This is a genomic window from Hydrogenophaga sp. (assembly GCF_025699295.1).
In the GTDB taxonomy this organism is placed as follows: Bacteria; Pseudomonadota; Gammaproteobacteria; order Burkholderiales; family Burkholderiaceae_C; genus Hydrogenophaga.
The window spans coordinates 85,023-111,079 of record NZ_JAILWB010000001.1 but is presented as its reverse complement, the minus strand read 5'-3'; the positions used below and the strand labels follow the sequence as shown (position 1 = coordinate 111,079).

At 68.7% G+C, this 26,057-nt stretch carries 19 protein-coding genes; 7 read left to right on the top strand and 12 right to left on the bottom strand.

The window, feature by feature from the left end; genetic code table 11:
• Nucleotides 1-28: 28 nt before the first annotated feature.
• The 6 genes from K5880_RS00480 to mutS form a co-directional block, all read right to left on the bottom strand.
• Entirely contained in the window at nucleotides 29-328 is a 300-nt protein-coding gene (locus tag K5880_RS00480) for a 2TM domain-containing protein (protein ID WP_297647221.1), read from the bottom strand.
• A 37-nt stretch (nucleotides 329-365) separates the two neighbouring features.
• Complete coding sequence (locus K5880_RS00475; protein ID WP_297647218.1) at nucleotides 366-797, bottom strand: DUF2306 domain-containing protein; 432 nt, start codon at nucleotides 795-797, stop codon at nucleotides 366-368.
• A 158-nt stretch (nucleotides 798-955) separates the two neighbouring features.
• Nucleotides 956-2,890, bottom strand: a complete 1,935-nt coding sequence (locus K5880_RS00470; RefSeq protein ID WP_297647215.1) for a PAS domain S-box protein — start codon at nucleotides 2,888-2,890, stop codon at nucleotides 956-958.
• A gap of 77 nt (nucleotides 2,891-2,967) precedes the next feature.
• Nucleotides 2,968-3,816, bottom strand: coding sequence for an alpha/beta hydrolase (locus K5880_RS00465; RefSeq protein WP_297647213.1), 849 nt, complete (start codon nucleotides 3,814-3,816; stop codon nucleotides 2,968-2,970).
• A gap of 8 nt (nucleotides 3,817-3,824) precedes the next feature.
• Nucleotides 3,825-4,652, bottom strand: a complete 828-nt coding sequence (locus tag K5880_RS00460; protein ID WP_297647210.1) for a proteasome-type protease — start codon at nucleotides 4,650-4,652, stop codon at nucleotides 3,825-3,827.
• Nucleotides 4,649-7,306, bottom strand: coding sequence for a DNA mismatch repair protein MutS (mutS, locus tag K5880_RS00455; RefSeq protein WP_297647208.1), 2,658 nt, complete (start codon nucleotides 7,304-7,306; stop codon nucleotides 4,649-4,651). Before mutS ends, K5880_RS00460 begins: the two co-directional genes overlap by 4 nt.
• 247 nt (nucleotides 7,307-7,553) lie before the next feature.
• Here mutS and K5880_RS00450 point away from each other — a divergent pair, with 247 nt between their 5' ends.
• Nucleotides 7,554-7,769 carry a hypothetical protein gene (locus K5880_RS00450; protein WP_297647205.1) on the top strand — a complete coding sequence of 72 codons (216 nt, stop codon included), beginning with the start codon at nucleotides 7,554-7,556 and terminating at the stop codon, nucleotides 7,767-7,769.
• A 30-nt stretch (nucleotides 7,770-7,799) separates the two neighbouring features.
• Here K5880_RS00450 and K5880_RS00445 read toward each other — a convergent pair whose 3' ends face one another.
• A complete protein-coding gene (locus K5880_RS00445) occupies nucleotides 7,800-13,829 on the bottom strand; it encodes a response regulator (RefSeq protein ID WP_297647202.1) in 6,030 nt (2,009 codons plus the stop codon).
• 263 nt (nucleotides 13,830-14,092) lie between these two features.
• Between K5880_RS00445 and K5880_RS00440 the strand changes: the two genes are divergently transcribed.
• Nucleotides 14,093-14,791 (top strand): response regulator, encoded by a 699-nt coding sequence (locus K5880_RS00440; RefSeq protein WP_297647200.1) that lies wholly within the window; start codon nucleotides 14,093-14,095, stop codon nucleotides 14,789-14,791.
• A gap of 29 nt (nucleotides 14,792-14,820) precedes the next feature.
• On the opposite strand, the gene K5880_RS00435 is transcribed toward K5880_RS00440, so the two are convergent.
• Nucleotides 14,821-15,945 (bottom strand): MBL fold metallo-hydrolase, encoded by a 1,125-nt coding sequence (locus K5880_RS00435; protein ID WP_297647197.1) that lies wholly within the window; start codon nucleotides 15,943-15,945, stop codon nucleotides 14,821-14,823.
• 136 nt (nucleotides 15,946-16,081) lie between these two features.
• Here K5880_RS00435 and K5880_RS00430 point away from each other — a divergent pair, with 136 nt between their 5' ends.
• Entirely contained in the window at nucleotides 16,082-19,348 is a 3,267-nt protein-coding gene (locus tag K5880_RS00430) for a PAS domain-containing protein (RefSeq protein ID WP_297647195.1), read from the top strand.
• 19 nt (nucleotides 19,349-19,367) lie between these two features.
• Here K5880_RS00430 and K5880_RS00425 read toward each other — a convergent pair whose 3' ends face one another.
• On the bottom strand, nucleotides 19,368-20,288 hold the full coding sequence (locus tag K5880_RS00425; RefSeq protein ID WP_297647192.1) for an inositol monophosphatase family protein: 921 nt from the start codon (nucleotides 20,286-20,288) through the stop codon (nucleotides 19,368-19,370).
• Nucleotides 20,289-20,407: 119 nt separating this feature from the next.
• Between K5880_RS00425 and K5880_RS00420 the strand changes: the two genes are divergently transcribed.
• Nucleotides 20,408-21,142: an RNA methyltransferase gene (locus K5880_RS00420; RefSeq protein WP_297647189.1), complete on the top strand. Its 735-nt coding sequence runs from the start codon at nucleotides 20,408-20,410 to the stop codon at nucleotides 21,140-21,142.
• A gap of 10 nt (nucleotides 21,143-21,152) precedes the next feature.
• Nucleotides 21,153-21,923, top strand: a complete 771-nt coding sequence (gene cysE / locus K5880_RS00415) for a serine O-acetyltransferase (protein WP_297647186.1) — start codon at nucleotides 21,153-21,155, stop codon at nucleotides 21,921-21,923.
• Here the strand turns inward: cysE and K5880_RS00410 are convergent, their stop codons facing one another.
• The 3 genes from K5880_RS00410 to yjgA are packed head-to-tail and all read right to left on the bottom strand — an operon-like array spanning nucleotide 21,924 to nucleotide 23,682.
• Nucleotides 21,924-22,400 carry a peptidylprolyl isomerase gene (locus tag K5880_RS00410; RefSeq protein ID WP_297647183.1) on the bottom strand — a complete coding sequence of 159 codons (477 nt, stop codon included), beginning with the start codon at nucleotides 22,398-22,400 and terminating at the stop codon, nucleotides 21,924-21,926.
• 23 nt (nucleotides 22,401-22,423) lie between these two features.
• Nucleotides 22,424-23,029: a molybdopterin adenylyltransferase gene (mog, locus tag K5880_RS00405; RefSeq protein WP_297647180.1), complete on the bottom strand. Its 606-nt coding sequence runs from the start codon at nucleotides 23,027-23,029 to the stop codon at nucleotides 22,424-22,426.
• Complete coding sequence (gene yjgA / locus K5880_RS00400) at nucleotides 23,026-23,682, bottom strand: ribosome biogenesis factor YjgA (protein ID WP_297647177.1); 657 nt, start codon at nucleotides 23,680-23,682, stop codon at nucleotides 23,026-23,028. Before yjgA ends, mog begins: the two co-directional genes overlap by 4 nt.
• 71 nt (nucleotides 23,683-23,753) lie before the next feature.
• Between yjgA and pmbA the strand changes: the two genes are divergently transcribed.
• On the top strand, nucleotides 23,754-25,169 hold the full coding sequence (gene pmbA, locus K5880_RS00395; RefSeq protein ID WP_297647174.1) for a metalloprotease PmbA: 1,416 nt from the start codon (nucleotides 23,754-23,756) through the stop codon (nucleotides 25,167-25,169).
• Nucleotides 25,169-26,056 (top strand): DMT family transporter, encoded by an 888-nt coding sequence (locus K5880_RS00390; protein WP_297647171.1) that lies wholly within the window; start codon nucleotides 25,169-25,171, stop codon nucleotides 26,054-26,056. The genes pmbA and K5880_RS00390 overlap by 1 nt, the downstream gene beginning before the upstream one ends.
• Nucleotide 26,057 lies beyond the last annotated feature (1 nt).

Below are 26,057 nucleotides of genomic sequence, written 5' to 3'. Positions count from 1 at the left end.
GCAGTATCCCGCATGGCCGCCGCCGGGTTCACAGGCCGCTGCGTTCGCGCACCAGCCGTTCGCGCTCCTGCGCCACCAGGCGCTGCTGCAGCCCGCCGCCGCCGAGTGCGACCCACACGGCCACGCCATGGACCAGCAGGCCCAGGCCCCAGCCCAGTGCCGGGTAGATCGCCCAGTGGCGCCCGCTGGAGAAGGAGATCATGGCCAGCATGGCGTTGACGGCGAGGAACACGAGCGCATGCACGTACCAGCCCATGCGGGCGCCGGCGCGGCGGCGTGCGAGGCGGTCGAGTTCTTCGGGAGACATCGGGGTGTTCAAGGGGTGCATGGTGTTCTCCAGGTGGATGAGGGAAAAAGGGTGGGGCTCAGACCAGGCCGAGCCATTGGTGCCAGAGCAGGTTGCCGAGGTAGCGCTCGGGTACCAGGGTGAAGGCGCCGGCGACCAGGCAGGCGCTCACGTAGAGCCACACCATCACGCGGCGATGGGCATTCAGTTCGCCGCGCTGCAGGAAGCGGAACGAGAAGAACAGGCTGCCGAACACCAGCGGCACCAGCAGGTGGATGGGCGTGTAGCCCGCGATGTTGGGCAGCCGGAAGTCGCGGATGAAGATGGCCGAGATGGCGGTGGCCAGCATCAGCGTGACCCAGGCGTAGCCGGCCGCGCGGTGCAGGCGCGGGCGCTGGCGGCCTGGCAGGCTGGCCGCATGGCCCCGTCGCGCCCAGAGCGCGACGGGGCCGATGGCGATGGCCGCGATGGCGGCGGTCATGTGCACGGCGATGAGGGGCGTGAGTTGCATGGTGGGCTCCGTCGTGGGGAATGGAGCGCACTGTGCCGGCGGCGCTGCCGTGGTGCCACGCGTGTGCGACGGAATGCCCGCGCCGTGGCGCGAAACGCGGCCTGGGCGGTGTGAAATGCAGCCCGCTGCAGCCTGCACCGCCCCGCAGGGCCGGGGGTTCAGGTCAGCAGCCGGGTGTTGAGCGTGAAGCTGAAGGTGGCGCCCTGACCCGGCGCGGCCCTGGCCTGGAGTTCGCCGCCGTGGCGCTGCACGATGCGCAGCGAGGTGGCCAGGCCGATGCCGATGCCGCTGAACTCGTGCGGCATGTGCAGGCGCTGGAACGGCTGGAACAGCTTGGCCGCGCGCGCCATGTCGAAGCCCGCGCCGTTGTCGCTGACGATGAAGCGCCGCTGGCCCTGCACGCTCTCCGCGTACACGCGGATGAAGGCGTCTTCCTTCTGCGCGGTGTACTTCCAGGCGTTGTGCAGCAGGTTCTGCATCAGGGCTTCCACCAGTGTCGGGTCGGCCATGACATGCAGGCCAGGCTCGATCTGGCGACGCACCTTGCGTTGCGGGTCGGCGCCCGCGAACTCGTCGAGCAGGCGCGTGGCGATGGCGCTGAGGTTGACCGGCTTGCGCTGCAGCTCTCCGCGCGAGAACTGCGAGAGCGTGAGCAGGGCGTCGATGAGCTCGCCCATCTTCTTGCTCGCGGCCATGATGCGCTGCAGGTGCGGCAGGCTCTCACCGGCCAGGATGGGGTGGTCCTCCTGCAGGGCCTGGGCAAAGCCATTGATGATGCGCAGCGGCGAGCGCAGGTCGTGCGCCACCGCGTACGAGTAGCTCTCGAGCTCGTCATAGGCGGCCTTCAGCGCTTCCGTGCGCGACTGGATGCGCTGCTCGAGCGAGGCATTGAGCTGCTGGATCTGCATTTCGTTGTGCTTGCGCTCGGTGATGTCGCGCGTGACGCCCAGGGCGCGCACCGCGCGCCCGCTCGCATCCCGCTCGAATTCCGCGCGCACGCTGAACCAGCGCTCCTCGCCACCGAACAGCAGACGGTATTCCAGCTGGTACGTGGCCTTGCCTTGCAGCGCGAGCGCCCACAGCGCCGCCGCCCGCTCCTTGTCGTCAGGGTGCGTGAGCGCCAGCAACTGCTCGCCCGTGAACTCGGCGGAGGGCAGGCCGAGCACCCGGTGCGAGCCCGCCAGCGTGACGAAGCGGGTGGAGGCGACATCGGCCTGCCAGCTCGCCAGGCCGGCGAGCTCGTGTGCCTGACCCAGCAGGCGTTCGCTGGTGCGCAGGGCCTGTTCGGTGTGCTTGAGGGCGGTGATGTCCTGCACCACCGCGATCACGTAGTCCGCCTCGCCCGATTCCTTGCGCACCAGCGAGATGGTGAGGAAGGCCCAGACCACATGGCCACGTTTGTGGATGTAGCGCTTCTCGAAGCTGTAGTGCGAGATTTCGTCGTTGAGCGCGCGGTGGAACTGGCTGAGGTCGAGATCCAGGTCGTCCGGGTGGGTGAAGTCCCGGAAATGCATCTGCAGCACTTCGGCCTTGGTGTAGCCGATGATGTCGCAGTAGGTCTGGTTGACCCGGATCCATCCGCCATTGATGTAGCTGTGGGCCATGCCGGTGGCGCCCTGCTCGAAGGTGTCCTCGAGCTGTTGCTTGCCGCGCTGTATCAGTTCGGTGGCCCGGTGCAGGTTCCGGTTCTGGCGCTGCATCAGCGCGATCGAGCCCACCACCACGAGCTGCGTGATCAGGTGCCACAGGTTGAGCCAGAACGCCTCGGCCGGGTTCTCGAACACCAGACTGAAGTAGGGTTTGATCAGGAAGAAGTTGATCACCACCATGCCGACCACGGTGCTGAACATGCCGGCAAGAAAGCCGCCATACAGCGCCGAGAGGGCCGCGGCCAGGGACAGGGTGATGAAGCGGCCACCGGACTCGGCGGGCGCCAGCGCGATCCGCATCCAGGCCGCGAGCAGCGTCAGCGCAAAGGCCACCAGCAGGCGCGCCCACAGTGGATGCTGCTCGGGTTGCCAGGCCGTCACGCGCTGCCACACCCGCTGCAGCGGGTGGACAGTCGCGGTGGACGGCTTCAGGGGATCGGGCACAGTGGGCATGTTGGACGGCAGCGGTGGTTATACCGGAGCCGGCCCATTCTTCGCGTCCGTATCTGCCCGCGGGTGGTTCATGGTGCGTGACCCAACGCACGCAATGTGGATTCGATCGCTGCGGCGGTTTCCAGTGGCCGCTCCATGGGGAAGAGATGGCTGCCCTCGACCAGGGTCTTGCGCCCGGGGTGGCGCGTGTCCACCAGGCGGTTCGTCATGGCCATGCCGACCTGCTGCATTTCCAGCGATCGCGTGCCGCCAATGAAGCCGACCGGGCATTGCAGTGGATGGCGGCGCAGCAGGCGGTCGAGATTGTGGGGCAGGGTGTTGTAGATGGCGGTCTCCACCTCGCGCTCGAAGGCGAGCACGCGGTGGGTATGGCCTTGCGCGTCGATCTCGTCGCGCGTGCCATGGTCGATGTAGTCGCGCAGCACCTGTGGGTCCCAGTCGGCAAAGGCCTTCTTGCCGCTGAAGTGCGCATGGACCGCCTCCGCGTCGGGCCAGCTGCGGCGGCGTCCGCGGCTCACCTTGCCGGGCGAGATGGAGCCCACCAGCTGCGTGCGCTTGACCAGCTCCAGCGTGCGGGCGCGCCAGCCGCCGAGCACCGGTGAATCGATCAGCAGCACCCCCTTGACCGGATGACCACCCAGCACGGGGTGGCGCGCGGCGCACATCAGGCTCAGGAACCCGCCCAGCGAATGCCCCACCAGCCAGGCGCCGTCGCCGTGGCCCTCGATCTCGGGGCTGGCAAAGTCGGCCAGTTGTTGCACCAGGTGCGGCCAGTTGCTGGTGACGGGGTAGCGCGGGTCGTGGCCGAAACGGTCCACCGCGCGCACCGTGTGACCACGCGAGCGCAGGGACTTGAAAAGAACGGCGTAGGTACTGGCGGGGAAACTGTTGGCGTGGGAGAAGATGATCAGCGACATGCTTTTTTTCAGATCAGCTTTTCGCTCGCGTTCGTGATCTTGCGCAGCGGCCGCGCGCGCGGGTTGTCGCACAGCAGCGGAACTTCGGTGTGCCCGCCGTTCCAGGTCGGGTCCTCGATGCTGTCGAAAACCTCGCGCAGCTTCTGGCCCCAGGTGTTGTGCAGCATGCGGAAGTAGGGGTTGTTGTCGTCGATGCAGGTGATCTTGTCGGACTGCAGGCGGTTGACCTCATAGACCGCGAGATCCAGTGGCAGGCCCACCGACAGGTTGGACTTGAGCGTCGAATCCATCGACACCAGCACGCATTTGGCGGCTTCGTCCAGCGGCGTGGTGGGTGTGATCACGCGGTCCAGCACCGGCTTGCCGTACTTGGATTCGCCGACCTGGAAGAACGGCGTCTCCGACGTGGCCTCGATGAAGTTGCCGGCCGAGTAGACCTGGAACAGGCGCATGCCCTCGCCCTGGATCTGGCCACCGAAGATCATGGACACGTTGAACTCCACGCCGGCGCGCTGCAGCGAGTCGCCGTCGCGTTCGTAGATGTGGCGCACCGCAGCGCCCAGCACGCGCGCGGCATCGAACATGCTCCTGGCGTTCCAGATCGTGATGGGCTCGCCGCCTTCGTGATCGACCACCTGTTCGACCTGCAGGATCTCGCGCACCGATTGCGACACGCTCAGGTTGCCGGCCGAGAGCAGGCACATGAAGCGCTCGCCCGGCTTCTCGTAGACGATCATCTTGCGGAAGGTGCTGATCTGGTCCAGGCCCGCGTTGGTGCGCGAGTCCGAGAGGAAGACCATGCCGGCGTTGAGCTTGACGGCGACGCAGTAAGTCATGAGGAACTGGCCAATTTCTTGAGGGTGTAGAGCTGTTCCAGCGCTTCGCGCGGGCTCAGGGTGTCGGGGTCGATCTGCTGCATCGCGGCCTGCAGGGGGTGGGTCTCGGGCTCCAGTGTCGCAGGTGGGGGCGCGAAAAGGTCGACCTGGCTGCGGCTTTCATCGCTCTGTGCCTCCAGCGCGGCCAGCGCGTGGCGCGCATGCTGCACCACGCCGGCGGGCACACCGGCCAGGCGCGCGACCTGGATGCCATAGCTGCGGCTGGCCGGCCCGGGCTCGATCTGGTGCAGGAAGACGATGCCGCCACCGCCCTTGCCACCGGCTTCCACCGCGCTCACGTGCACGTTCACCGCCGCGTGGTGGTTGGCCGGGAACTCGGTGAGTTCGAAGTAGTGGGTGGCGAACAGCGTGAAGGCGCGCGACCTGTCGTGCAGGTGGGTGGCGATGCCGCCGGCCAGTGCCAGGCCGTCGAAGGTGGAGGTGCCGCGGCCGATCTCGTCCATCAGCACCAGGCTTTCGGGGGTGGCGGCGTGCAGGATCTGCGCGGCTTCGGTCATCTCGACCATGAAGGTGGACTGCGCGTTGGCCAGGTCGTCGGCCGCGCCGATGCGGGTGTGGATGGCATCGATCGGGCCCAGCCGGCACGAGACCGCAGGCACGTGGCTGCCCATGCTCGCGAGCAGCACGATCACCGCGACCTGGCGCATGTAGGTGCTCTTGCCGCCCATGTTGGGGCCGGTGATGACCTGCATGCGCTGCTTCGGACCGAGCACCGTGTCGTTGGCGATGAAGCTGCCGCCGCTGGTTTCGTTCAGGCGCGCCTCCACCACCGGGTGGCGGCCGCCGCGGATCTCGATGCAGGGTTCGGCGACGAACTGCGGCGCGCACCAGTTCAGCGTGAGCGCGCGTTCGGTCAGGGCGCACAGCGCGTCCAGCGTGGCCATGGCGCGCGCGAGCTGCGTGAGCGGTGCCACGAAAGCCTGCAGCCCGTCGAGCAACTGCTCGTAGAGCCATTTCTCGCGCGCCAGCGCGCGGTCCTGCGCGGAGAGCGCCTTGTCCTCGAAAGCCTTGAGCTCGGGGGTGATGAAACGTTCGGCGTTCTTCAGTGTCTGGCGGCGGCGGTAGTCGTCGGGCACCTTGGCCGCCTGGCCCTGCGTGACCTCGATGTAGAAGCCGTGCACCTTGTTGAACTGCACGCGCAGGTTGGCGATGCCGGTGCGCGCGCGTTCGCGCTGCTCCAGCTCGATCAGGAAGGCGTCGCTGTGGTTCTGGATGCCGCGCAGCTCGTCGAGCTCGGCGTCGAAGCCGTCGGCGATCACACCGCCGTCGCGCACCAGCGCGGCGGGTTCGGGCAGCAGGGCGGCGCGCAGCAGCCCGGCGCAGCCAGCCGGCGGCGTGAGGTGGGCGGCAATGCCGTGCAACAGGCTGCCCTCGGGCTGTGCTCCGAGCTGGCGGGCCAGTTGCAAGGCGCGCTCCAGCGTCTGCCCCAGGCCGACGAGTTCGCGCGGCTTGACCTGGCGCAGCGCGGTGCGCGCGGTGATGCGCTCCACGTCGCTGGCGCCCTTGAGCGACTGGCGCAGGCCCTGCCACAGGCCACCGCGCAGCGTGTCGATGGCGGCCAGGCGCGCACGCGCCTCGCCGCGATCGCGCCGGGGCTCCAGCAACCAGTTGCGCAGCGCACGGCTGCCCATGCCGGTGCAGCACACGTCGAGCAGCGAGAACAGCGTGGGGCTGGACTCGCCGCGAAGCGTCTGCACCAGTTCGAGGTTGCGCCGGGTGTTGAGCGGCAGATCGATGCGCTCGCCGCTGCGCGCCACCTGCAGGCTGGCCACGTGGGTGAGGGCGCGGCCCTGCGTGTGCTCGGCGTAGTTCAGCAGGGCGGATGCGGCGGCGTGGGCGTCGGGCATGTCCTGCGCGTCCCAGGCGGCCAGGCTGGCGGCCTGCAACTGTTCCAGCAGCTTGCGCTGGCCCAGCGCCGCGTCGAAGGCCCAGGCCGGGCGCAGCACCGCCACCAGCCGCGCGCCATTGTTGCCGGCCTGGCCGGCCAGCGACTGCACGTGTTTTTCGAACGCCGGCGTGGCCTCGGCGCTGTAGAGGACTTCGCCCGGTGCCACGCGCGCCACCCAGTCGGCCAGCTCGTCGCTGGCGCACTGCGCGAGGAACACGATGCCCTGAGTGACCGACATCCAGGCCAGGCCGCAGCCGGTGCGTGCGCCCGGGTGCACGGCCATCAGCACCGCCTCGGTCTTGTCGGAGAGCAGTTCGCTGTCGGTCAGCGTGCCGGGCGTGACCACGCGCACCACCTTGCGCTCCACCGGCCCCTTGGCCGTGGCCACGTCGCCCACCTGCTCGCAGATGGCGACCGATTCGCCCAGTTTGATCAGGCGCGCCAGGTAGGTATCGACCGAGTGGAAAGGCACACCGGCCATGACCACCGGCTGGCCGGCCGACTGCCCGCGTTGCGTCAGCGTGATGTCGAGCAGGCGCGCGGCCTTCTCGGCATCGCCGAAGAACAGCTCGTAGAAATCGCCCATGCGGTAGAACAGCAGCGTGTCCGGATGCCCGGCCTTGAGGCCGAGGTACTGCTGCATCATGGGCGTGTGCGCAGAGAGGTCGGCCGCAGCCGGTGACAGGGGGGAAATTGCAGTGTTCATCGGTGCGTGCCGGGCCGGTGCCGGCCCCTGATCTCCGGGGTTTGGCATCACCGCCGACCCGCGCTGGCCAACCCGGCCAATGGCGGGACCCTATCTTAGGGGATGGCCCGGCCGGCGGCCGCTGTTGCCAGCAGGATCCTTCCGGGGAGAGGGTGTGCCTGCATGCGGGAAGCGCCCTGAATGGGGGTCGCGGGAGCACCCTGGCAGGCGTAGGATGGCGGGAGCGCCCTTTGCCTACCCGTGCACCATGAGCCGCACCATCCGCCTGCCCGCGCCTTCGCCCGCACCATCGAATCCCGCCGCCACCAGCGACCTGCTGGCGTCGGTGGCGGGCGAGGAAGACCCGGGCGCGGCGGTCGATGCACCGGTGCCTCCGCCGCGTGCGTCCACCAGCGGCGCGAAGCCTCGTGGTGCGCCCGACGCGCCCGTGCCGCCGCAACGGGGCGCGAAGAAGAAGCCCTGAACAGAACCCCCGAGCCGCGCAACCCCGGGTTCAACCGGCCGCGGGGTGCGCAATGAGCTGGGCGGCTTCCTCGAAGCCCAGGCCGTCGAGCAGTTGCTCGATGCGCTCTGTGGTGTCGATGCCGAGGCGCTGGCGCAGTGCGGTCAGGTGTTCGGCAAAGAAGCCCAGTGCGTCCAGGTCCTGGTTCTGCAGCATCTGGCGGAACAATGCCAGCTGTGCGTCATCGAGCGCAGGCGCGTGCGCCGAAGTGTTCTCCGCCGCAGGCACCTGGCGCTGACGCAACGCGTGCGTGGCCTGGTCCAGCGCGGTGATGGCCGGGCCAAGTGCCTGCCATGCTGGCGCCAGCGTGGCCTCGTCCGCGTCCTGGCGCAGCAGTCGCTCGATGGCGTCGGCCGAGGCGTGCAGCACGCGCGCTTCCACCGTGCCGGCGATGCCCTTGAGCTTGTGCATGCGGGAGGCCAGAGCCTGCCGGCCCGCGCTGTCCATCTGAACAGGCCAGCTCTCACGACCCAGCGAGCCGAACTCGTCGAACATGCGGCGCAGCGTGCGCACCAGCAGCGCCTCGTCGCCGCCCAGGCGGTCCAGCGCGGCGTGCAGATCGAACACCGGGAGCGCGGCCTGCGCTTCCTGCGGCGGGGGCGGTGGGGGCGCCGGTGGTGCGCCGGGGACCGAGGGCGCGAGCGCGCGCAGCGCTTGCTGCAGCGCCAGGCGGTCCAGCGGCTTGGCGAGGAAGCCGGTCATGCCCGCGCTCAGGGCGGCGGCGCGCTCCTCGGGCAGGTCGCCGGCGCTCAGCGCAATCACCGGCAATGCCGACAGGCCGGGCAGTGCGCGCAGGCGGCGGGTGGCCTCCAGGCCATCCATGCCGGGCATCTGCACGTCCATGAGCACCGCGTCGACCTGGATGCTGCGCTCGCCCAGCCGTTGCAGCGCGCCTTCGCCGGATGCCTCGGTGACGACCTGCGCGCCCATGCGCACCAGCAGGTGCCCCGCGATGTCGAGCTGGATGTCGCTGTCGTCGACCACGAGGAGGGTCAGGCCGGCCAATGGCGTGTCCTGCGCGTCCGGCGCTGGGGCCACCGCGCCGCTCGCCGCCTTCAAGGCCTGCAGCAGTTCCCGCACGGCGTCCAGTGAATGTGCCCTGAGGGCTTGTACCGGCTCCCGGGTGCTGGCGTCGTCGTGCGCCGCTGCCAGGGCCTGCTCGGCCTGCAGGCTGAGTTCCACCAGGGGCTGGATGCCCAGGGTGGCGGCCAGTCCCTTGAGCGTGTGCGCCACGCGCGCGCCGCTCTTGAAGTTGCCGGCCGCCACGGCGGCATCGAGTTCACCGAGTTGCCGGGCGTGCTCGCTGGCGAAGCGTTCCAGAAAGCGGGTGTAGGCCTTGACGCTGCCGCCCAGTCGCCGGATCGCGGCGTCCATCTCGACACCGGCCGCCGCTGCACGCGTGCGCAGTGCCGGCGGCAGCGTGGCGTCGGCGCGCGGCGTGGCATGGCCGTTGCGCGGGACGGGCGAGTGACCAGTGTGCCGCCGCAGGGTCTGGATCAGGGCGTCGAGGTCGAAGGGTTTGCCCACGTGGTCGTTCATGCCCGCTGCCAGGCAGGCGTCGCGGTCGCTGGCCATGGCGTTGGCGGTCATGGCGATCACGGGCAGGTCGGTCAGGCCGAGTTCCTGGCGGATGCAGTGGGTTGCCGCGAAGCCGTCCATCACGGGCATCTGCAGGTCCATCAGGACCACATCGAACGCGGCGCTGTCCGCGCCCAGCGTATCCACCGCGATCCTGCCGTTGGCGGCCACGCTCACCGTGGCACCTTCGTCGCCCAGCAGCTCGCAGGCCACCTGCTGGTTGGTTTCGTTGTCTTCCACCAGCAGGATGCGCAGACCTTCCAGCGCGTGCGTGTGCGCCGTCGCGTGCGCAGCGGTGTCCTCGTTGCCCGCGGGGTCACCTGATGCGATCACGACCGCATCGGTGAGCATGGAGGCGGTGACCGGCTTGATCAGGAAACCGTCAAGCAGACCCTGTTCCAGCAGCTCGCGCTTCTCCGTGAGTTCGCGGCCGTGGGCGGTCACCATGATCAGCAGGGTGTCCGGGTGGTGCTGCGGCATGTCGCGGATGCGGCGGGCCGCCTCCCAGCCATTCATGCCCGGCATGTGCAGGTCCATGAAGACCACGTCGAACCGCCGCCCGGTCTGCCCGGCCCGCTGCAGGTGCGCGATGGCGCTGGCGCCGCCCTCCGCCGTCTGGACTGTCCAGCCCTGGGTGCGGGCCATGCTGGAGAGCGTGTCTCGCGCGAGCGCGTTGTCGTCGACGATGAGCACTTCCAGCGGTCTGGGACGCAGAGCGGGCGGACTGGCTGGCGCCGCCGGGGGCGAGGGCAGGTCCAGCGGAATGGAGAAGCTGAAGCAGGTGCCCTGGCCCAGCTCGCTGTGCAGGCTCAGCTCGCCGCCCATGAGCGCGACCAGGCGCTGGCTGATCACCAGGCCCAGGCCGGTACCGCCGAAGCGGCGCGTGGTGGACGACTCGGCCTGGGTGAAACCCTGGAAGATCCGGTGCTGGTTCTCCGGCGCGATGCCGATGCCCGTGTCGCGCACCGCGACGTCCAGCAGCACCGCGCCGGACCCGGCCGGCCTGGCGCGCAGCGAGATGGCCACCTCGCCGTGCTCGGTGAACTTGATGGCGTTGCCCGCGAGATTGACGAGCACCTGGCGCAGGCGCAGTGCATCGCCGACCAGCGCGGACGGCATGGCGGGATCGATGTCGAACAGGACGTCGATCTCCTTGTCGCCCACGCTGGCCGAGAGCACGACGGCCAGATCGCGCAACAGGTGGTCGATTTCGAACGGGTGGGGGTCGAGCGCGAGCTTGCCGGCCTCGACCTTGGAGAAGTCGAGGATGTCGTTGAGCAGGCCCAGCAGCGAACGGGCGGCTCGCTCGGTCTTGCTGGCGTAGTCCAGCTGGCGCGGCCCGAGAGGGGTCTTTCGCAGCAAGGTGAGCATGCCGAGGATGGCGTTCATCGGGGTGCGGATCTCGTGGCTCATGTTCGCCAGGAACTGGCTCTTGGCCTGCGAGGCGGCCTGCGCGGCCTCGGTGGTTTGAACGAGTTCGGTGATGTCGAAGCGAAAGCTCGCGACGTGGCCATCCGGCATGGGGCGTTCCACCACGCGCAGCGTGCGCCCGTCGGGCAGGCGCCGCTCCCAGTTGCCGCTGAGCCGGTGATCGCGCACGCGCTGGGCGATCCATTCCTCGGGGCGTTCCTCGGCTTGCGGCGGCATCTGCCGCCTCAGGCTGGCGCGCAGGATGTCCTCGTACTTCGCATGCGGCACGAACAGGTCGGCCATTTCGGGGTCGAGGGCCTTGTAGAGGTCGTTGCAGAACACCAGTTCGTCGGCCTCGTTGTAGATCGCCAGTCCGGCGCCCGTGACTTCCAGTGCGCTGGCCATCAGCTCGGTGGACTGGCGCGCGCGGGCCTCGGCCTCGCGGCGGGCCGAGATGTCGGTGTAGGTGCTGACGAAGCCTCCGTCGGCCAGGGGCCCGCGGCGCACCTCGATCACACCGCCCGAGGGCAGGGTGCGCTCGAACTGCTGCACCGTTGCGTTGGCCACGGCCTCGGCAATGACCGAGCGTGTCTGTTCTTCGGCATCGCCCGGCCCGTAGTCGCCGCGCTCGGCGCTGTAGCGCACGATGTCCTCGAAGCGGCTGTAGCCGGGCTGGCGCAGGTGTTCGGGCAGTTCGAACCGGTGGCCGAATTCGGTGTTGGCCATGGCCAGCACGCCTTGCGCATCGACCACGCTGAGCGCGCAAGGAAGGCTTTCTATCACGCTGCTGAGCAGGTCGTTGGAGCGCTGCAGTGCGCTGGAGAGTTCCTTGCTGGCGGTGATGTCCTGCAGCGCGCCCGTCAGGCTGACCGGCACGCCATCGCGCGAATCCAGTTCACCGGCCACGCGCACCCAGATGCGCCGCCCCGTGGCCGTGATCAGTGGCAGCTCCAGGTCGAACGGCATGTCCTCCTCGATAGCGCGGATCACCGCGGCCTGCACCACAGGGCGCGCCTCGGGTGTGTAGCAGGCGATCGCGCCCGCCAGGCTGGGCGTCTGGCCGGGTTCGAGGTCGTGGATGCGACAGGTCTGGTCGGTCCAGCGAAGCTGGCGCGTGGCGAGATCGAGTTCCCAGCCACCGATGCCGCCGATGCGCCCGGCGCGGTCGAGGAAGGCGCGGCTGGAGCGCAGGGCCTCCTCGTTGCGGCGGCGTTCGCTCACGTCGATGATCACCCCGACCATGCGCGACGGGCGTTCGCCGGCGTCACGCATGACGCGGGCGGTAGCTTGCAGGTAACGCGCTTCCCCTCCGGGCAGCCGGATGTGGAACTCGATCGAGCAACGGCCGTCACCTGCAATGGCCTCGGCAACGACCGCCTTGACGCGTTCGCGCTGGTCGGGCGGCACGCGCTGTGCCCAGATGGTCATGGGGTCGCCTTCCTCGGGTCGGGCCCCGTACAGGCGGTACGTCCACTCGTCCCAGATCGCGTTGCGCGTGCCCAGATCGAGTTCCCAGACACCCAGCCGGGCGGCGTCGCTGGCAAGCTGGAAACGCTCGCTGTAGCTGGCCAGGAGTTGCTGGGCCTGCTTGCGCTCGGTGATGTCGCTCTCGATCGCCATGTAGCCCAGCCATTCACCGCCGTCGGTCAGCAGCGGCTGGATCTCCACCTCGACCCAGTATTCACGCCCGTCCCTGGCGCGGTTGAGTATTTCACCGTTGAACTGTGCACCGGTCTCCATGGCCTGCCTGAGCCGCGCGACTTCAGCCGGATCGTTCCGCTCCGACTCCAGGAAGCTGCCGGGCCGGCGCCCGATCACCTCGTCGGCCGTGTAGCCGCTGGTGCGCTCGAAGCCTGCGTTGACCCAGGTGATGCACCTGTTCAGGTCGGTGATCAGCACCGCGTCGGAGGTGCGTCGCGCCACCACCGCCAGCCGCTCGAGGTCGACCGTCATGGAGCGCGCAAGCGCCTCCGCGCGCAGCCGCGCGTGCACCGATTGAGACGCCATGCGGGCCAGCAGCGCGGTCAGCAGCAGGCCGATGGCCAGCACCAGCGCCGCGGGCTGCCACGGCACCGCACGCTCCAGAGCCGGTGTGCTGCTGGTCTGGATGGTGAAGGGCTGCCCGTGCACGTGAATGTGAAGCTGCTGCGAGAACCGGCTGGCAGGGGCCAGCCGCGGCTCGCGGGTGGTGACCACACCCTGGCCCTGGTCGATCACGTGGTAACCGGCCACCCAGGTTTCCGGCGCAGGTGCTCCGTGACCCGTGTAGAGCTCGAAGGTCACCAGGTCGTTGGTCAGCCCCAGGATTTCGTCGAACAGCTCGCTGGCGATCAGGGGCGCATACAGCACGCCACGCAGGCTGGCCTTGCGCTCGGCCTCGGTGGGCGGAGTCGTGGCGCCCGTGTACACCGGCACGAACAGCAGGAAGCCCTGCGACCTCACACCATTGCGCGTGATCGGCAGGGGCGGGCTGAGCGTGGTGTCTCCGGTGGTGATGGCGCGTTCGATCACCTCGCGCGACACCGCCGAGCTGCCCAGGTCGATACCCTGGGAGTCGGGGTTCAACGCGCTGGGTTCGATGTAGCGCACGATGTACAGCGTGTCCCGATCCTTCTCCTGGAACTGGCGCAGCACGAACCCGGGCGCACCGTCTGCGCGGACCTCGCTCAGGAACGTGTCCAGATCGCCACGCGCGATCCGCTCCACATAGCCGAATCCGCGGCTGCCTGGAAACTCGCGGGGAAGGTCGCGCGAGGCGACATAGGCTTCGAACTCCCCGCGCTGCACCTGCTGGCTCGCGGCAAAGGCGCCACGGGCGCCGTTGAGGCCGTAGGTCGGCATGGTCAGCCGCTGAATGATCTCGTTGGCGATGAGTTCGCTCTTGCGCCCGAACTCGGTGCGAGCCTGTGCCTGCGCGCGGTCGGCGAGCGAATAGGCGGCGATGCCGCTGACCATGACGCCGAGGCACAGGATCACGACCGTGAGGCTCAGGCCTCCCCGGCCCGGCCCGGGAAGCAGTTCGCGGATGTTCATCGTGAACAGTGTGGGCGCTGCGCTGGCGGGCATCGGCCTGATAAGAAAGCCCGCAGCGGTTCATTTCCAGCGTTCGGTCACGCGTGGACAGGGCGCAAGGCGCAAGGCGCCCGATTGCGGGGCAATCACCGGTCTTTTTGGTGCCTACCCCGCCCGCGCAGGGTGCGATCATGTCGGGACATGCCCAGGCAGTGCGTCCTGTCCGGGGGCGCAAGGCCGTCCCCGTGTTGCGCACCGCTGGGCCCTTTCGCCAGGAGCCTCACATGAGTGTCACCGTTTCCGCCGCATCCCCGTCGCGTCGCAAGATCCTGATCGTCGACGACGACCCCAGCCTGGTCCACGTGCTGGCGCGCACGCTGCTGGACGTGGCACAGCTGCATTTCGCGGTGCGGGGTGTGGATGCGCTCAAGAAGCTCGACACCCACACACCCGACGTGATGCTGGTTGACGTCGACATGCCGGACATGAACGGCTACGAGGTCATTGAACAGATGCGCCGCAACCCGAAGAACCGCGGCACCCAGGTGATCATGGTCACCTCGCACTCCGACGACGTGTACCGCAAGCGGGCGATGGCGCTGGGCGCGGTGGACTTCTTCGTCAAGCCGATCGACCGGCAACTGATCCGCGAGCGGGTCGACCAGATTCTCAATCCGCCGGAGATGGAAACCATCGAGCTGAGCCTGTCGGCGCACGGTGACTTCAGCTTCAAGTCCGATCAACCCACCGCAGCGGCACCCGTGTCGGCACCGGCGCCCCGGCCGTCATCGGACCCCGCGGCACAACGAACCGACGCCATCACCTCGGAGCTGTTCGAGCGCATGACCGCCATCCTGGAGCAGACCGAATCGATTCGCGCCGCCGCCAGCAGCGGCATGGACATGGGCCGGATCGCGCGCATCGAGGAAGAGTGCGCCGAGGTCATCCAGCTGCTGGTTACCCTGAGCGACCCGGACGCGTGAGCGATCCGGGCTGGGGCGCCAGCTCAAGCTCACTTCATGCGGTAGCGGTACACGCCGTCGGCACCTGTCTCCCGCACGGCCTCGCCCCGGGTCAGCAGATGGTTGAGGTGGGCCACGCCTTCGCCAGTGGCCATGCCCAGCAGCTCGCCACTGTTGTCGATCGAACGCGCGAACAGCGCCCCGAAGACGTCGATCGTGCGCTTGGGCGATTCGGCCAGGCTGCGCCGCAGCCGCTGCAGGCCGCGCTCGTGCCCCTGCGCCAGGCGGTTCAGGCGCGCGTGCAGGCCCCGGAACGGCTCGCCGTGGGCCGGCAGTACCAGCAGATCGTCGCTCAGCGTGGCGCGCAGGTGTTCGATGCTGGCGATCCAGTCGCCCAGCGGGTCGGCGTCGGGCTCGGTCGGGAACACGCTCACGTTCGACGAGATGCGCGGCAGCACCTGGTCGCCCGAGACCAGCACGCCGAGTGCTTCGCTGACCAGGCAGGCGTGTTCGGGCGAGTGCCCGCGCCCGACCACCACGCGCCAGTCGTGCGCGCCGATGCGCAGCGTCTCGCCGTCGCTCAGGCGCCGGAAGCTGTCGGGCAGCGCATGCATGTACTTGCCATAGCCACCAAAGCGGGTGCGGTAGATGTCCAGCGCCTCCTCGTTCCAGCCCATCTGGCGGTAGAAATGAATCGCCTCGTCGGGGGCTTCGCGGCCGGTGTCGCCCACCAGGGTGCGGCAGGTCAGGTATTCGAGTCGCGTCATCCACAGGCGGCACTGGAACTTGCGCGTGAGCCAGCCCGCCATGCCGACGTGGTCCGGGTGCATGTGCGTGCAGAAAATGCGCGTGATGCGCGCGCCCTGGGGTGTGGCAGCGAGCGGGCCGTCGGCAGCGATCAGCTGGCGCCAGGCGGCCAGCGCCTCGGGCGTTTTCGTGCCGGTGTCGATGACGGCCCAGCCCGTGCCTTGCTCGTCCTCGTCGGCCACGGCCCAGAGGTTGATGTGGTTGAGCGCGAACGGCAATGGCATGCGCAGCCAGAGCACGCCGGGCGCGACCTCGCGCACCTCACCCGGTGCGGGCGGCTCGCCGCAGGGGTATTGCAGCGCATGGGGCGCGTCGGTATTCGCGGCGGGTTCGTCCGGCCGGCCGTCTGGTGTGGGGGTGTCGGGCATCCGGGGATTATTTCAGACCGCCTGCCGGTGAGGGGTGAGCCATGCAATGTAGCAGTCCGCCCGCCTGACGCTTGCTCCGCGCCGTCCGGCACAATTTGTGCCTTGATACCCCCCACGACCACCCTTTCAGGCGCGCATGGCTGAAACTGCTCCCGAACCGCCGGACCTTCCGTTCGAGGCCCTTTTCCGCGCCTCGCCGCTGGCCGCGAGCGTCGCGCGGCAGCGGGATGGCCGGCTGCTGGCGGTGAACGATGCCTGGCTGGCGCTCACCGGCCTGCGCCGCGAGGACGCCATCGGCCGCACGACGGTCGAACTGGGGCACTGGCTCAGTACCGACGATCGCGAACGCTATCTGAGCCGCCTGCCCGCGAACGACCTGGTGCAGTACCTGCGCCTGCGCGACGGGGTGACGCACCGCGTGCGCCTGCACACCACCTTGATGGAGGTGGCGGGCGAGCCCGCGATGCTGGTCTACCTGACCGAGGCCACCCGGGAGTTCGAGGCCGAGGAGGCCCGCGAGCAGAGCGAGCAGGCGCTGCGCGAGGCCAACCTGCGCCTGCAGCAACAGGTGGAGCTGCACGCAGCGATGGAAAAGATGGCTGGCGTCGGACACTGGACCAACGCCCCCAATGAGCAGGACGTTGTCTGGTCGGCTGGCCTTTACGAAATCGCCGGTCTGGAGCCAAGCGACGTGATCCGCCGCTCGGATGGGCGGTCGGGCATTCACCCCGAAGACAAGCCGGCCTGGCTCGCGGCCCGTGCGGCCATGGACGGGCGAGAGGTTGAATTTCGCTGGTCGCGACCCGACGGAGAGCAGCGCCGCTTTCGCACCCGCATCGGCCGGACCATGGTGGCCGGCAACCCGCAGACGGACTTTGGCGTGGTGCAGGACATCACGCCCGAGCGCGAAGCCAGCGAGCGGCTGGCCGAGCAGTTGCGGCTGTTGCAGAACATCGCCGCGCACGTACCCGGCCTGATGTACCAGGCACGCCTGCGGCCGGATGGCAGCAGCCATTTCTCCTACGTGAGTGATGCGGTGCGCCGCATGCTCGAACTCGAACCCGAAGCCCTGCACGAAAGCTTCCGACCCTACTTCATGCGCATCCACCCGGACGACCGCGCGGGGGTCTTGCACGGGCTGGCCGGGTCGGCGCGCACGCTCGGCGTCTTTCGCCACACGTACCGGGTGTGCCTGCCGGTTCAGGGCACGCGCTGGTTCAACGTCGAGGCGGTGCCGCAGCGAGAAGACGATGGGTCGGTGGTCTGGCACGGGTTCACGACCGACGTCACCGACGCGCTCATGGCGGCGCAGAAGCTGGAGCATCAGCATCGCATGCTCGAAGCGGTGCGGCTGGCGCAGGCTGTGTTCATCGAAGCCGACGAGAAGCGCAAGGCTTTCGAGGGCCTGCTCGACGCGTTCCTGTCCGTCACGCGCAGCGCGTACGGTTTTGTGGGCGAGGTCCACTACGACGACCAGGATCAACCCTTTCTTCGCACCCACGCCATCACCGACATTTCATGGGACGACAGTTCGCGTCGCATGCACGAACAGCAGCTGGCGGGGGGCATGGAGTTCCGCAATCTGAAGACGCTGTTCGGCGCGGCCATGACCACGGGCGAGTGGGTGATTTCCAACGACCCGCGCAACGATCCGCGGGGTGGTGGCATGCCATCGGGCCACCCGGTGCTGAAGGCGTTTCTCGGGGTTCCACTTGCCGTGGGTGATCGCCTGGTGGCCATGGTGGGCCTGGCCAACCAGCCGGGCGGCTACAGCGAGGACGACATCGAGTTCCTGCAGCCCTTGCTGGGCGCGGTGCGCCAGCTGGTGATGGCCTGGCGCGGCCATGCCGATGCGCAGCGCACCCGCGCGGAGCTGGAAACCACCAGTGCCCAGCTTGCCGAGAAAAGCAACGCCTTGCAGATCGCGCTCGACAGCATCAGCCAGGGGCTGACCCGGGTGGATGCCCAGGGACGGGTCACCGTCTACAACCACCGCATGCTGGAATTGCTCGATCTGCCGGAAGCCCTGTTCAAGTCACGGCCGCACATGGACGATGTCATCCAGTACCAGCGCGAGCGCGGTGATTTCGGCCCGGGCCTGGCATGGGTGGAACCGGACCTGCGGGAGTTCGTGGGTTACTCGCCGAACCAGAAAACGCCCGAGCACTACTGGCGCCGCACGCGCGATGGCCGTGCGCTGGAGATCCGTTCGCGCCGCCTGCCCGATGGCGGCATGGTGCGCACCTATGCCGACGTCACTTCCTACATCGAGGCCCAGGAGGCCTTGCGTGGCGAGCGCCAGCGCCTGGCCTGGGTGCTCGAAGCCACACGCCCCGGCATCTGGGAGACCAACCTCATCAATCACACGCTCACGGTGAACGAGCGCTGGGCGGAGATGCTGGGCTACACGCTGGCCGAGCTGCAACCGGTGCGCTACGAGACCTGGGAGGCCCTGGTGCACCCCGACGATCTCAAGCGCGCCGACGACATCCGCGACCGGCATCTGGCCGGTGCCTTGCCCTTCTACGAGTGCGACATCCGCATGCGGCACAAGGCCGGCCACTGGATCTGGGTCAACACGCGTGGCAGGGTGCACGAGCGCGACGCCCAGGACCGCGCGGTGTTCATGTCGGGCACGCACCTGGATATCACCGAGCGCGTGGCCGCGCAGGAACAGGTGCGCGCGCTCAATGCCAGCCTGGAGCAGCGGGTAGCCGCGAGAACCGACCAGCTTGAACGCTCCATGCGCGACATGGAAGCGATCTCGTATTCCATCGCGCACGACCTGCGCGCACCGCTGCGCTCGGTCAACGGCTTTGCAGCGATCGTGCTTGACGAGGAAGCCAGCCGCCTGAGTCCGTCGGGACGCGACATGTTCGAGCGCATCGCGCGCTCCTCGCGCAACATGGGGCAGATGATCACCGACATGCTGGAGCTGCTGCGGGTGGTGCGCGTCGATCTCGATGCCGTGCCCGTGGATGTCGGCGCGCTGGCGCAGTCGGTGGCGGAAACCCTGGCGCCGCAGGTGGCGCATGCGCGCATCCACATCGAGACCTTGCCTCCCGCGCTGGGCGACGCCACCTTGCTGCGCCAGGTCTTCGTCAACCTGATGGACAACGCGCTCAAGTATTCGCGCCACCTCGATCACCCCGAGCTGGTGGTGGGCTATGCACCCGAGAAACGCGCCTACTTCGTGCGCGACAACGGCATGGGTTTCGACATGGCCCATGCCGACAAGCTGTTCGGCCTCTTCCAGCGCCTGCATGCGGGCAGTGACGTGCCGGGTATGGGCGTGGGGCTGGCGATCGTGGGGCGCATCGTCGAGCGCCATGGCGGGCGCATCTGGGCCGAGTCGGCACCGGGCAAGGGCGCCACGTTCTGGCTGCGCCTGCCACTGGCCTGAGGCGGACCCTCCGGTGCGCTCAGTGAGGCGCGTCGTCGCCCGCCGTGGCGCCGTCCTGCGCGAGCAGTGCCTGGGCCGTTGCGGCGGCAGCCGCCCGCGCCTGGCGCACGGCGGCCTTGTCGCCCGCACTGGCGAACTTGCTGTACTTGCCGGTGAGGCCGACCAGCTGGCCGTAGATCTTCGGGTTGGCGGCCAGGCACTCCTTCTGTTCCAGGAAATCCGATTCGCCGGTGAAGTTGCCCACCAGGCCACCGGCCTCGGTGACCAGCAGTGCGCCCGCGGCCACGTCCCAGGGCGAGAGGCCCATTTCAAAGAAGCCATCAGTGAAGCCGGCGGCCACGTAGGCCAGGTCCAGCGCGGCCGAGCCCGGGCGGCGCACGCCGGCCACGCGCGGCATCACGTCGCCGAACATCTGCAGATAGGTCTGGAAGGCGTCGCCCGGGCGGAACGGGAAGCCGGTGGAGAGTAGGCAGTCACGCAGCGTGGTGCGCTTGGCCACGCGGATGCGGCGGTCGTTCATGTAGGCGCCGCGCCCGCGCGTGGCGCAGAACAGGTCGTTGCGCGAAGGGTCGTAGACCACGGCCTGTTCGAGCCGGTTGCCCACCATGAGCGCGATGCTCACGCAGTAGACCGGGAAGCCATGGATGAAGTTGGTGGTGCCGTCCAGCGGGTCGATGATCCAGACATGGTCCGCGCCGCCGTGCTTGCCCGGGCGCTTGCCCGATTCTTCGGCCCAGATGGCGTGGTCGGGGTAGGCGGTGAGCAGGGTGTCGATGATCGCGGCCTCGGCGGCCTGGTCGACCTCGGTCACGAAGTCGTTGGTCTGTTTGACCGAGACCCGGACCGACTCCACGTCCAGCGCGGCGCGGTTGATGAGGGTGCCAGCGGTGCGTGCGGCCTTGATGGCCACGTTGAGCATGGGGTGGAGTGTGGACGACATGAATTGTGGACCTTTGCGCTCTCCGGGAGGAGCGCGCGACAGTGGATGAGCGGGCGGCGCAGCCCGGCGATGCGGGCGGCGACAATAGCCGGGATTTTACCGTCCCCGCCCCGTATCGCATGCGCACCCGATTTGTCCTGATCCAGACCAGCCACGCCGGTAACGTCGGCGGCGTCGCGCGTGCCATGAAGGTCATGGGCTTCGACGACCTGGTGCTGGTGCAGCCGCGCTGGGCCAACGTGCTGCGCCGCGAGGAAACCATCCAGCGCGCCAGCGGCGCGAACGACGTGCTCGCGAATGCGCGCATCGTGGACACCCTGGACGAAGCGCTCGAGGGCATGAGCCACCTGTGCGCCACCGCCATGACACCACGCGACTTCGGCCCGCCCACGCGCACGCCGCGCGAGCATTTCGACGGGTTGCTGGGTGCGGCCGAGCCGCCGCAGGGCGTGGCCTTCCTGTTCGGCTCCGAGCGCTTCGGCATGCGCAACGAGGACGTCTACCGCTGCCACGTGGCCTTGAGCATCCCGACCGCGCCGGACTTCGGCTCGCTCAACCTGGCCGCGGCGGTGCAACTGATCGCCTACGACTGGCGGCTGGCTCTGGGCGGTTTTGCCCCGCCGGCGGTGGTGGCCCAGCGGCCGCAGGCGGACGCGAAAGCCCTGTCCGGCATGCTGGACCACCTGGAGCAGGCGCTGGTGGCGGTGGACTTTCTCGACCCCACCGCGCCCAAGAAGCTCATGCCGCGCCTCAACCAGCTTTTCAACCGCGCCGCGCCGAGCGATGAGGAAGTCCACATCCTGCGAGGTGTTGCCAAGGCCATGCTGCAGGTCGCGCAAAAGGCGAAGCGATAGACTGCCGTCCATGTTCGACCGCATCCGCTCCGACATCCAGTGCGTGCTGGACCGCGACCCCGCCGCGCGCAGCACCTGGGAAGTTGTCACCTGCTATCCCGGGCTGCACGCCGTCTGGCTGCACCGCCCAGCCCACTGGTGCTGGAACCACGGTTTCAAATGGCTGGGGCGCTTCATCTCGCACGTGGCACGTTGGTTCACCGGCATCGAGATACACCCGGGCGCCAAACTGGGTGAGCGCGTGTTCTTCGACCACGCCATGGGTGTGGTGGTGGGCGAGACCGCCGAGATCGGCGATGGCTGCACCATCTACCAGGGCGTGACCCTGGGCGGCACCTCGCTCTACAAGGGCACCAAGCGCCACCCCACGCTGGGCAAGGATGTGGTGGTGAGCGCAGGCGCCAAGGTGCTCGGCGGCTTCCTGGTGGGCGACGGCGCCAAGATCGGCAGCAACGCGGTGGTGATCAAGCCCGTGCCCGCGGGTGCCACGGCGGTGGGCATTCCGGCGCGCATCATCCCGAGCAAGACCGGCGAGAGTGCTGACGTGACCGAACAGGGCCAGAAGTTCCAGGCCTATGGCATCACGCAGGAAGACGACCCGCTGTCCCAGGCCATGCGTGGCCTGATCGACAGCACCGCCAGCCAGGAACACCAGATCGCGCTGCTGTGGCAGGCGATCGAGAAGCTGGCCGAGGCCCGGGACGGCGACTGCGTGCCGCAGGACGCGGCGCGCAAGGAATGCTTCGAGGCCGAGAAGCTGAACCAGCTGGTGGGGAAGTAGTCAGTGGTGATGGCCGTGCGCGCCATGCGCATGGCCGTGGGCGATTTCCTCGGCGCTGGCCGGCTGCACGTCGATCACCTTGAGCGAGAAGGTCAGCGTCTGGCCCGCCAGCGGGTGGTTGCCGTCGAGGTGCACGGTGTCGCCCTTGATCTTGGTCACGGTGAACACCTGGTGGCGACCCTGGTCGTCGTGGCCTTCGAGCTGGCCGCCCACTTTCACACCCGGTGGGAAATCCTTCTTGGCAATCGTGGTCACGAGGCTTTCATCGCGCTCGCCAAAAGCGTCCGCAGGGGGCATCACCAGCGTGGCCGCGTAGCCCTTTTCCTGGCCCTCCAGGGCTTTCTCGATGCCCGGCAGGGTGTTGCCATGGCCGCCGTGCAAATAGGCGCGCGGTTCCTTGCCGTCTTCAAGCACCTTGCCCCGGGCATCGGTGGCGCGGAAGGTGAGGGTGACGATGGTGTCTTTGGCGATCTTCATGGAAGCAGGTCTCGTTCGGTTGTTCAGCGCGCGGGGCGCACGGCGGATTTGGGCCGGAAGGCCTTGCAGACTTCGTCGTGGGTTTCGAGGTACGGGCCGCCGATCAGGTCGACGCAGTAGGGCACGGCGGCAAAGATGCCGTTGACGCGCTGCGAACCGTCTGCGTTCTTCAGGCCTTCGAGCGTCTCGGCGATGGCCTTGGGCTGGCCGGGCAGGTTGATGATGAGGCTCTTGTCTCGCACCACCGCGACCTGGCGCGAGAGGATGGCGGTGGGCACGAAGACCAGGCCGATCTGGCGCATCTGTTCGCCGAAACCGGGCATTTCCTTGTGCGCCACGGCGAGTGTGGCCTCGGGCGTCACGTCGCGCGGCGCCGGGCCGGTGCCGCCGGTGGTGAGCACCAGCGCGCAGCCGGCGTCCACCAGCTCGATCAGGGTGGCGCTGATGCGCGCGGTCTCGTCGGGGATCAGGCGCGGTTCGAAGGTGATCGGGTTCTTCAGCGCGCGCGCGAGCCAGTCCTGCAACGCGGGCAGGCCCTTGTCTTCGTACACGCCGCTGCTGGCGCGGTCGCTGATGGACACGATGCCGATGCGCACCGGGTCGGACGGGGTGGATGGGGTGTCGCTCATGGCTGGTCTTCGTCGTCGGGTGGGTCAGGCGTGTTGTCCCCGTCCTGGTTCAAAGTGGTCTTGACGATCTGGAAAATCTCGCGGTAGGCCTTGCCATGGCGCACGGCCTCGCCAGGTCGCTCCTGGGCCTGCGTGGCCTGCGCGTCCTTGCGCGCCTGGCGGATCAGCGCACGCAGGTGCTGCACGTCGCTCTGCGGATCCAGCTGCATCCAGGCGGTGAGCGCCTCGTCGTCGGCGATCAGGCGGTCGCGCCATTGTTCGGCCTGATGCAGCGAGAGCGTGCCCTTGGCCGAGCCCTTGCTCTGCTCGTCGAGCGCGGCCTCGACGGCCGTGAGCGTGTCTTCGTCCACACCGCGCATGAGCTTGCCGATGTACTGCATCTGGCGGCGTCGGCCTTCGAAGTTGGTGATGCGTTTCGCCTCGGCCACCGCATCGAGCAGTTTTTCGGAGAGATCGAGCCGCTGCATCAGATCGGCGCGCAGCGTGAGCAGGCTCTCGCCCAGTTGCTGCAGGCGGTCGCTGTATTTCTTCAGGTCGGTCTTGCTCATCTCCGCGGAGCCCTTGAGCTCGCGCTTGAGTTCCTGGTCCAGCGCGCTGCCCAGGGCGACGAACTGGCCGCGGACGAAATAGCCTTTGGTGGGTTTGCGGGACATGTGAACTTCAAAGTGGGCATCTGCGCGAGCGGCAGCGGCCGAGAGGGGCGGCAAGTATCATAGCCGTCGACATGAAAAACCCCTCCCAAGCCCCCGTGGCCAGCGCCCGCTTCCCCCTTCCCGGTTTCCAGTACGCCCGCAGCCAGTTCGAGGAACTGGTCGACCTGGCGCTATCGCACGCGAAGCAGCTGGGCGCGGTCGACGCCGCAGCCGAGGTGTCCGAGGGCGCGGGGCTCAGCGTCTCGGTGCGCAAGGGCGAGCTGGAGAACGTGGAACGCAACCGCGACAAGTCGCTCGGCGTCACGGTCTACCTGGGGCAGAAGCGCGGCAACGCCTCCACCTCCGACTTCTCCGCCACCGCCATCCGCCAGACGGTGCAAGCCGCTTACGACATCGCGCGTTTCACCGCCGAAGACCCCATGGCAGGTTTGCCGGATGTGGCCGAGGTGGCGGACAGCTACCCCGACCTCGACCTGTTCCACCCCTGGTCCATCGACTCGGAAGAGGCCGCGCGCATTGCCCTGGCCTGCGAGGCCGCGGCCTTCGCCACCAGCAGGAAGATCAACAACAGCGAAGGCGCGGGCGTGTCCGCGCAGCAGTCGCACTTCTTCACCGCCCACCTGCGCGGCGGCGAGCGCGGCAAGCCCGGCATCTTCAGCGGCGGCTACGCCAGCTCGCGCCACAGCCTGTCGGTGGCGCCCATCGCCGGCAAGGGCGCCAACATGCAGCGCGACTACTGGTACAGCTCCATGCGTGCACCCGGTGAACTGGCCACGCCCGAGGCCGTGGGCCGCTACGCCGCCGAGCGCACGCTGGCGCGCCTGAACGGCCGCAAGATTGCCACCACCGAATGCCCGGTGCTGTTCGAGTCGCCGCTGGCCGCCGGCCTGCTTGGCAGCTACGTGCAGGCCACCAGCGGCGGCGCGCTGTACCGCAACACCACCTTCCTGCACGACAGCCTGGGCAAGCGCGTGATGGCGAAACACCTCGACATCGTCGAAGACCCGCACGTGCGCAACGGCAAGGGCAGCGCGCCGTTCGACGACGAGGGCGTGCGCACGACGAAACGCAAGGTCCTGTCGGCCGGCAAGGTGCAGGGCTACTTCCTCTCGTCCTACTCGGCACGCAAGCTGGGCATGCGCACCACCGGCAACGCCGGCGGCTCGCACAACCTCACGCTCAGCAGCCGCCTCACGCAGCCGGGCGACAATCTGCGCGCCATGTTCCGCAAGCTTGGCCGCGGCCTGTTCGTCACCGAGCTCATGGGCCAGGGCGTGAACTACGTGACCGGCGACTATTCGCGCGGCGCCTCGGGCTTCTGGGTGGAAAACGGCGAGATCGCCTACCCGGTGCACGAGATCACCATCGCCGGCAACCTCCGGGACATGCTGCTGGGCATCGAAGCCGTGGGCGCCGACGCCTACAACTACGGTGCGAAGACCACGGGCTCGATCCTGATCAACCGCATGAAGGTTGCCGGTAGTTGATGCGCCCCGAAGCCCTGGCCCTGCTCGCCGCCGCGTGCTGGGCCGTGGCGGCGCTGTTCTCGGCCCCGGCGTCGCAGCGGCTGGGGGCCTTCGCCTTCAGCCGCTGGCGCATGCTGTTCGCCAGCCTTATCCTCTGGAGCATCGCGCTGGCCACCGGCGGCTGGCGCAGTCTGGATGCCTCGGCCTTCGGGCTGCTCGCCATCTCGGGCGTGATCGGCATCTTCATTGGCGACACCGCGCTCTTTGCCTGCATGAACCGTCTGGGGCCGCGGCGCTCGGGCGTGCTGTTCGCCACCCACGCGATGTTTTCGGCGGTGCTGGCCTGGCTGTTTCTCGGCGAGAACCTGTGGGGCTGGGCCCTGGCGGGCAGCAGCCTGCTGGTCGGTGGGGTGATGCTGGCCATCGTGTGGGGCCGCCGTGGCGACGAACTGCATGGCTGGGAACAGACCCGTGGCCGGCTGGCGGTGGGCGTGGCCCTGGGGCTGCTGGCCGCGCTGTGCCAGTCGGTCGCCACGCTCATGCTCAAGCCGCTGATGACGACCGGCATCGACGCGGTGGCCGGATCGGCCCTGCGCATGAGCATGGCGCTGCTCGCTCACGGGCTGTTGTGGACGACCGGATGGGCGGGCGCACGGCCCCTGGCGCCGCTGCGCGCGAAGGACGCAGCCCTCATCTTCGGCAGCGCGGCCGTGGCCATGGCGCTGGGCATGACTTTGATCCTGCAGGCCATGAAACACGGCCAGGCCGGGCTGGTGGCGGTGCTGTCATCGGTCACGCCGATCCTGATCCTGCCGGTGCTCTGGCTGGTCTACCGGCGCCGCCCGGCCGCCGGGGCCTGGCTGGGCGCGGTGCTGGCCGTGGCCGGCACCGCGATGATCCTGGCCTGAG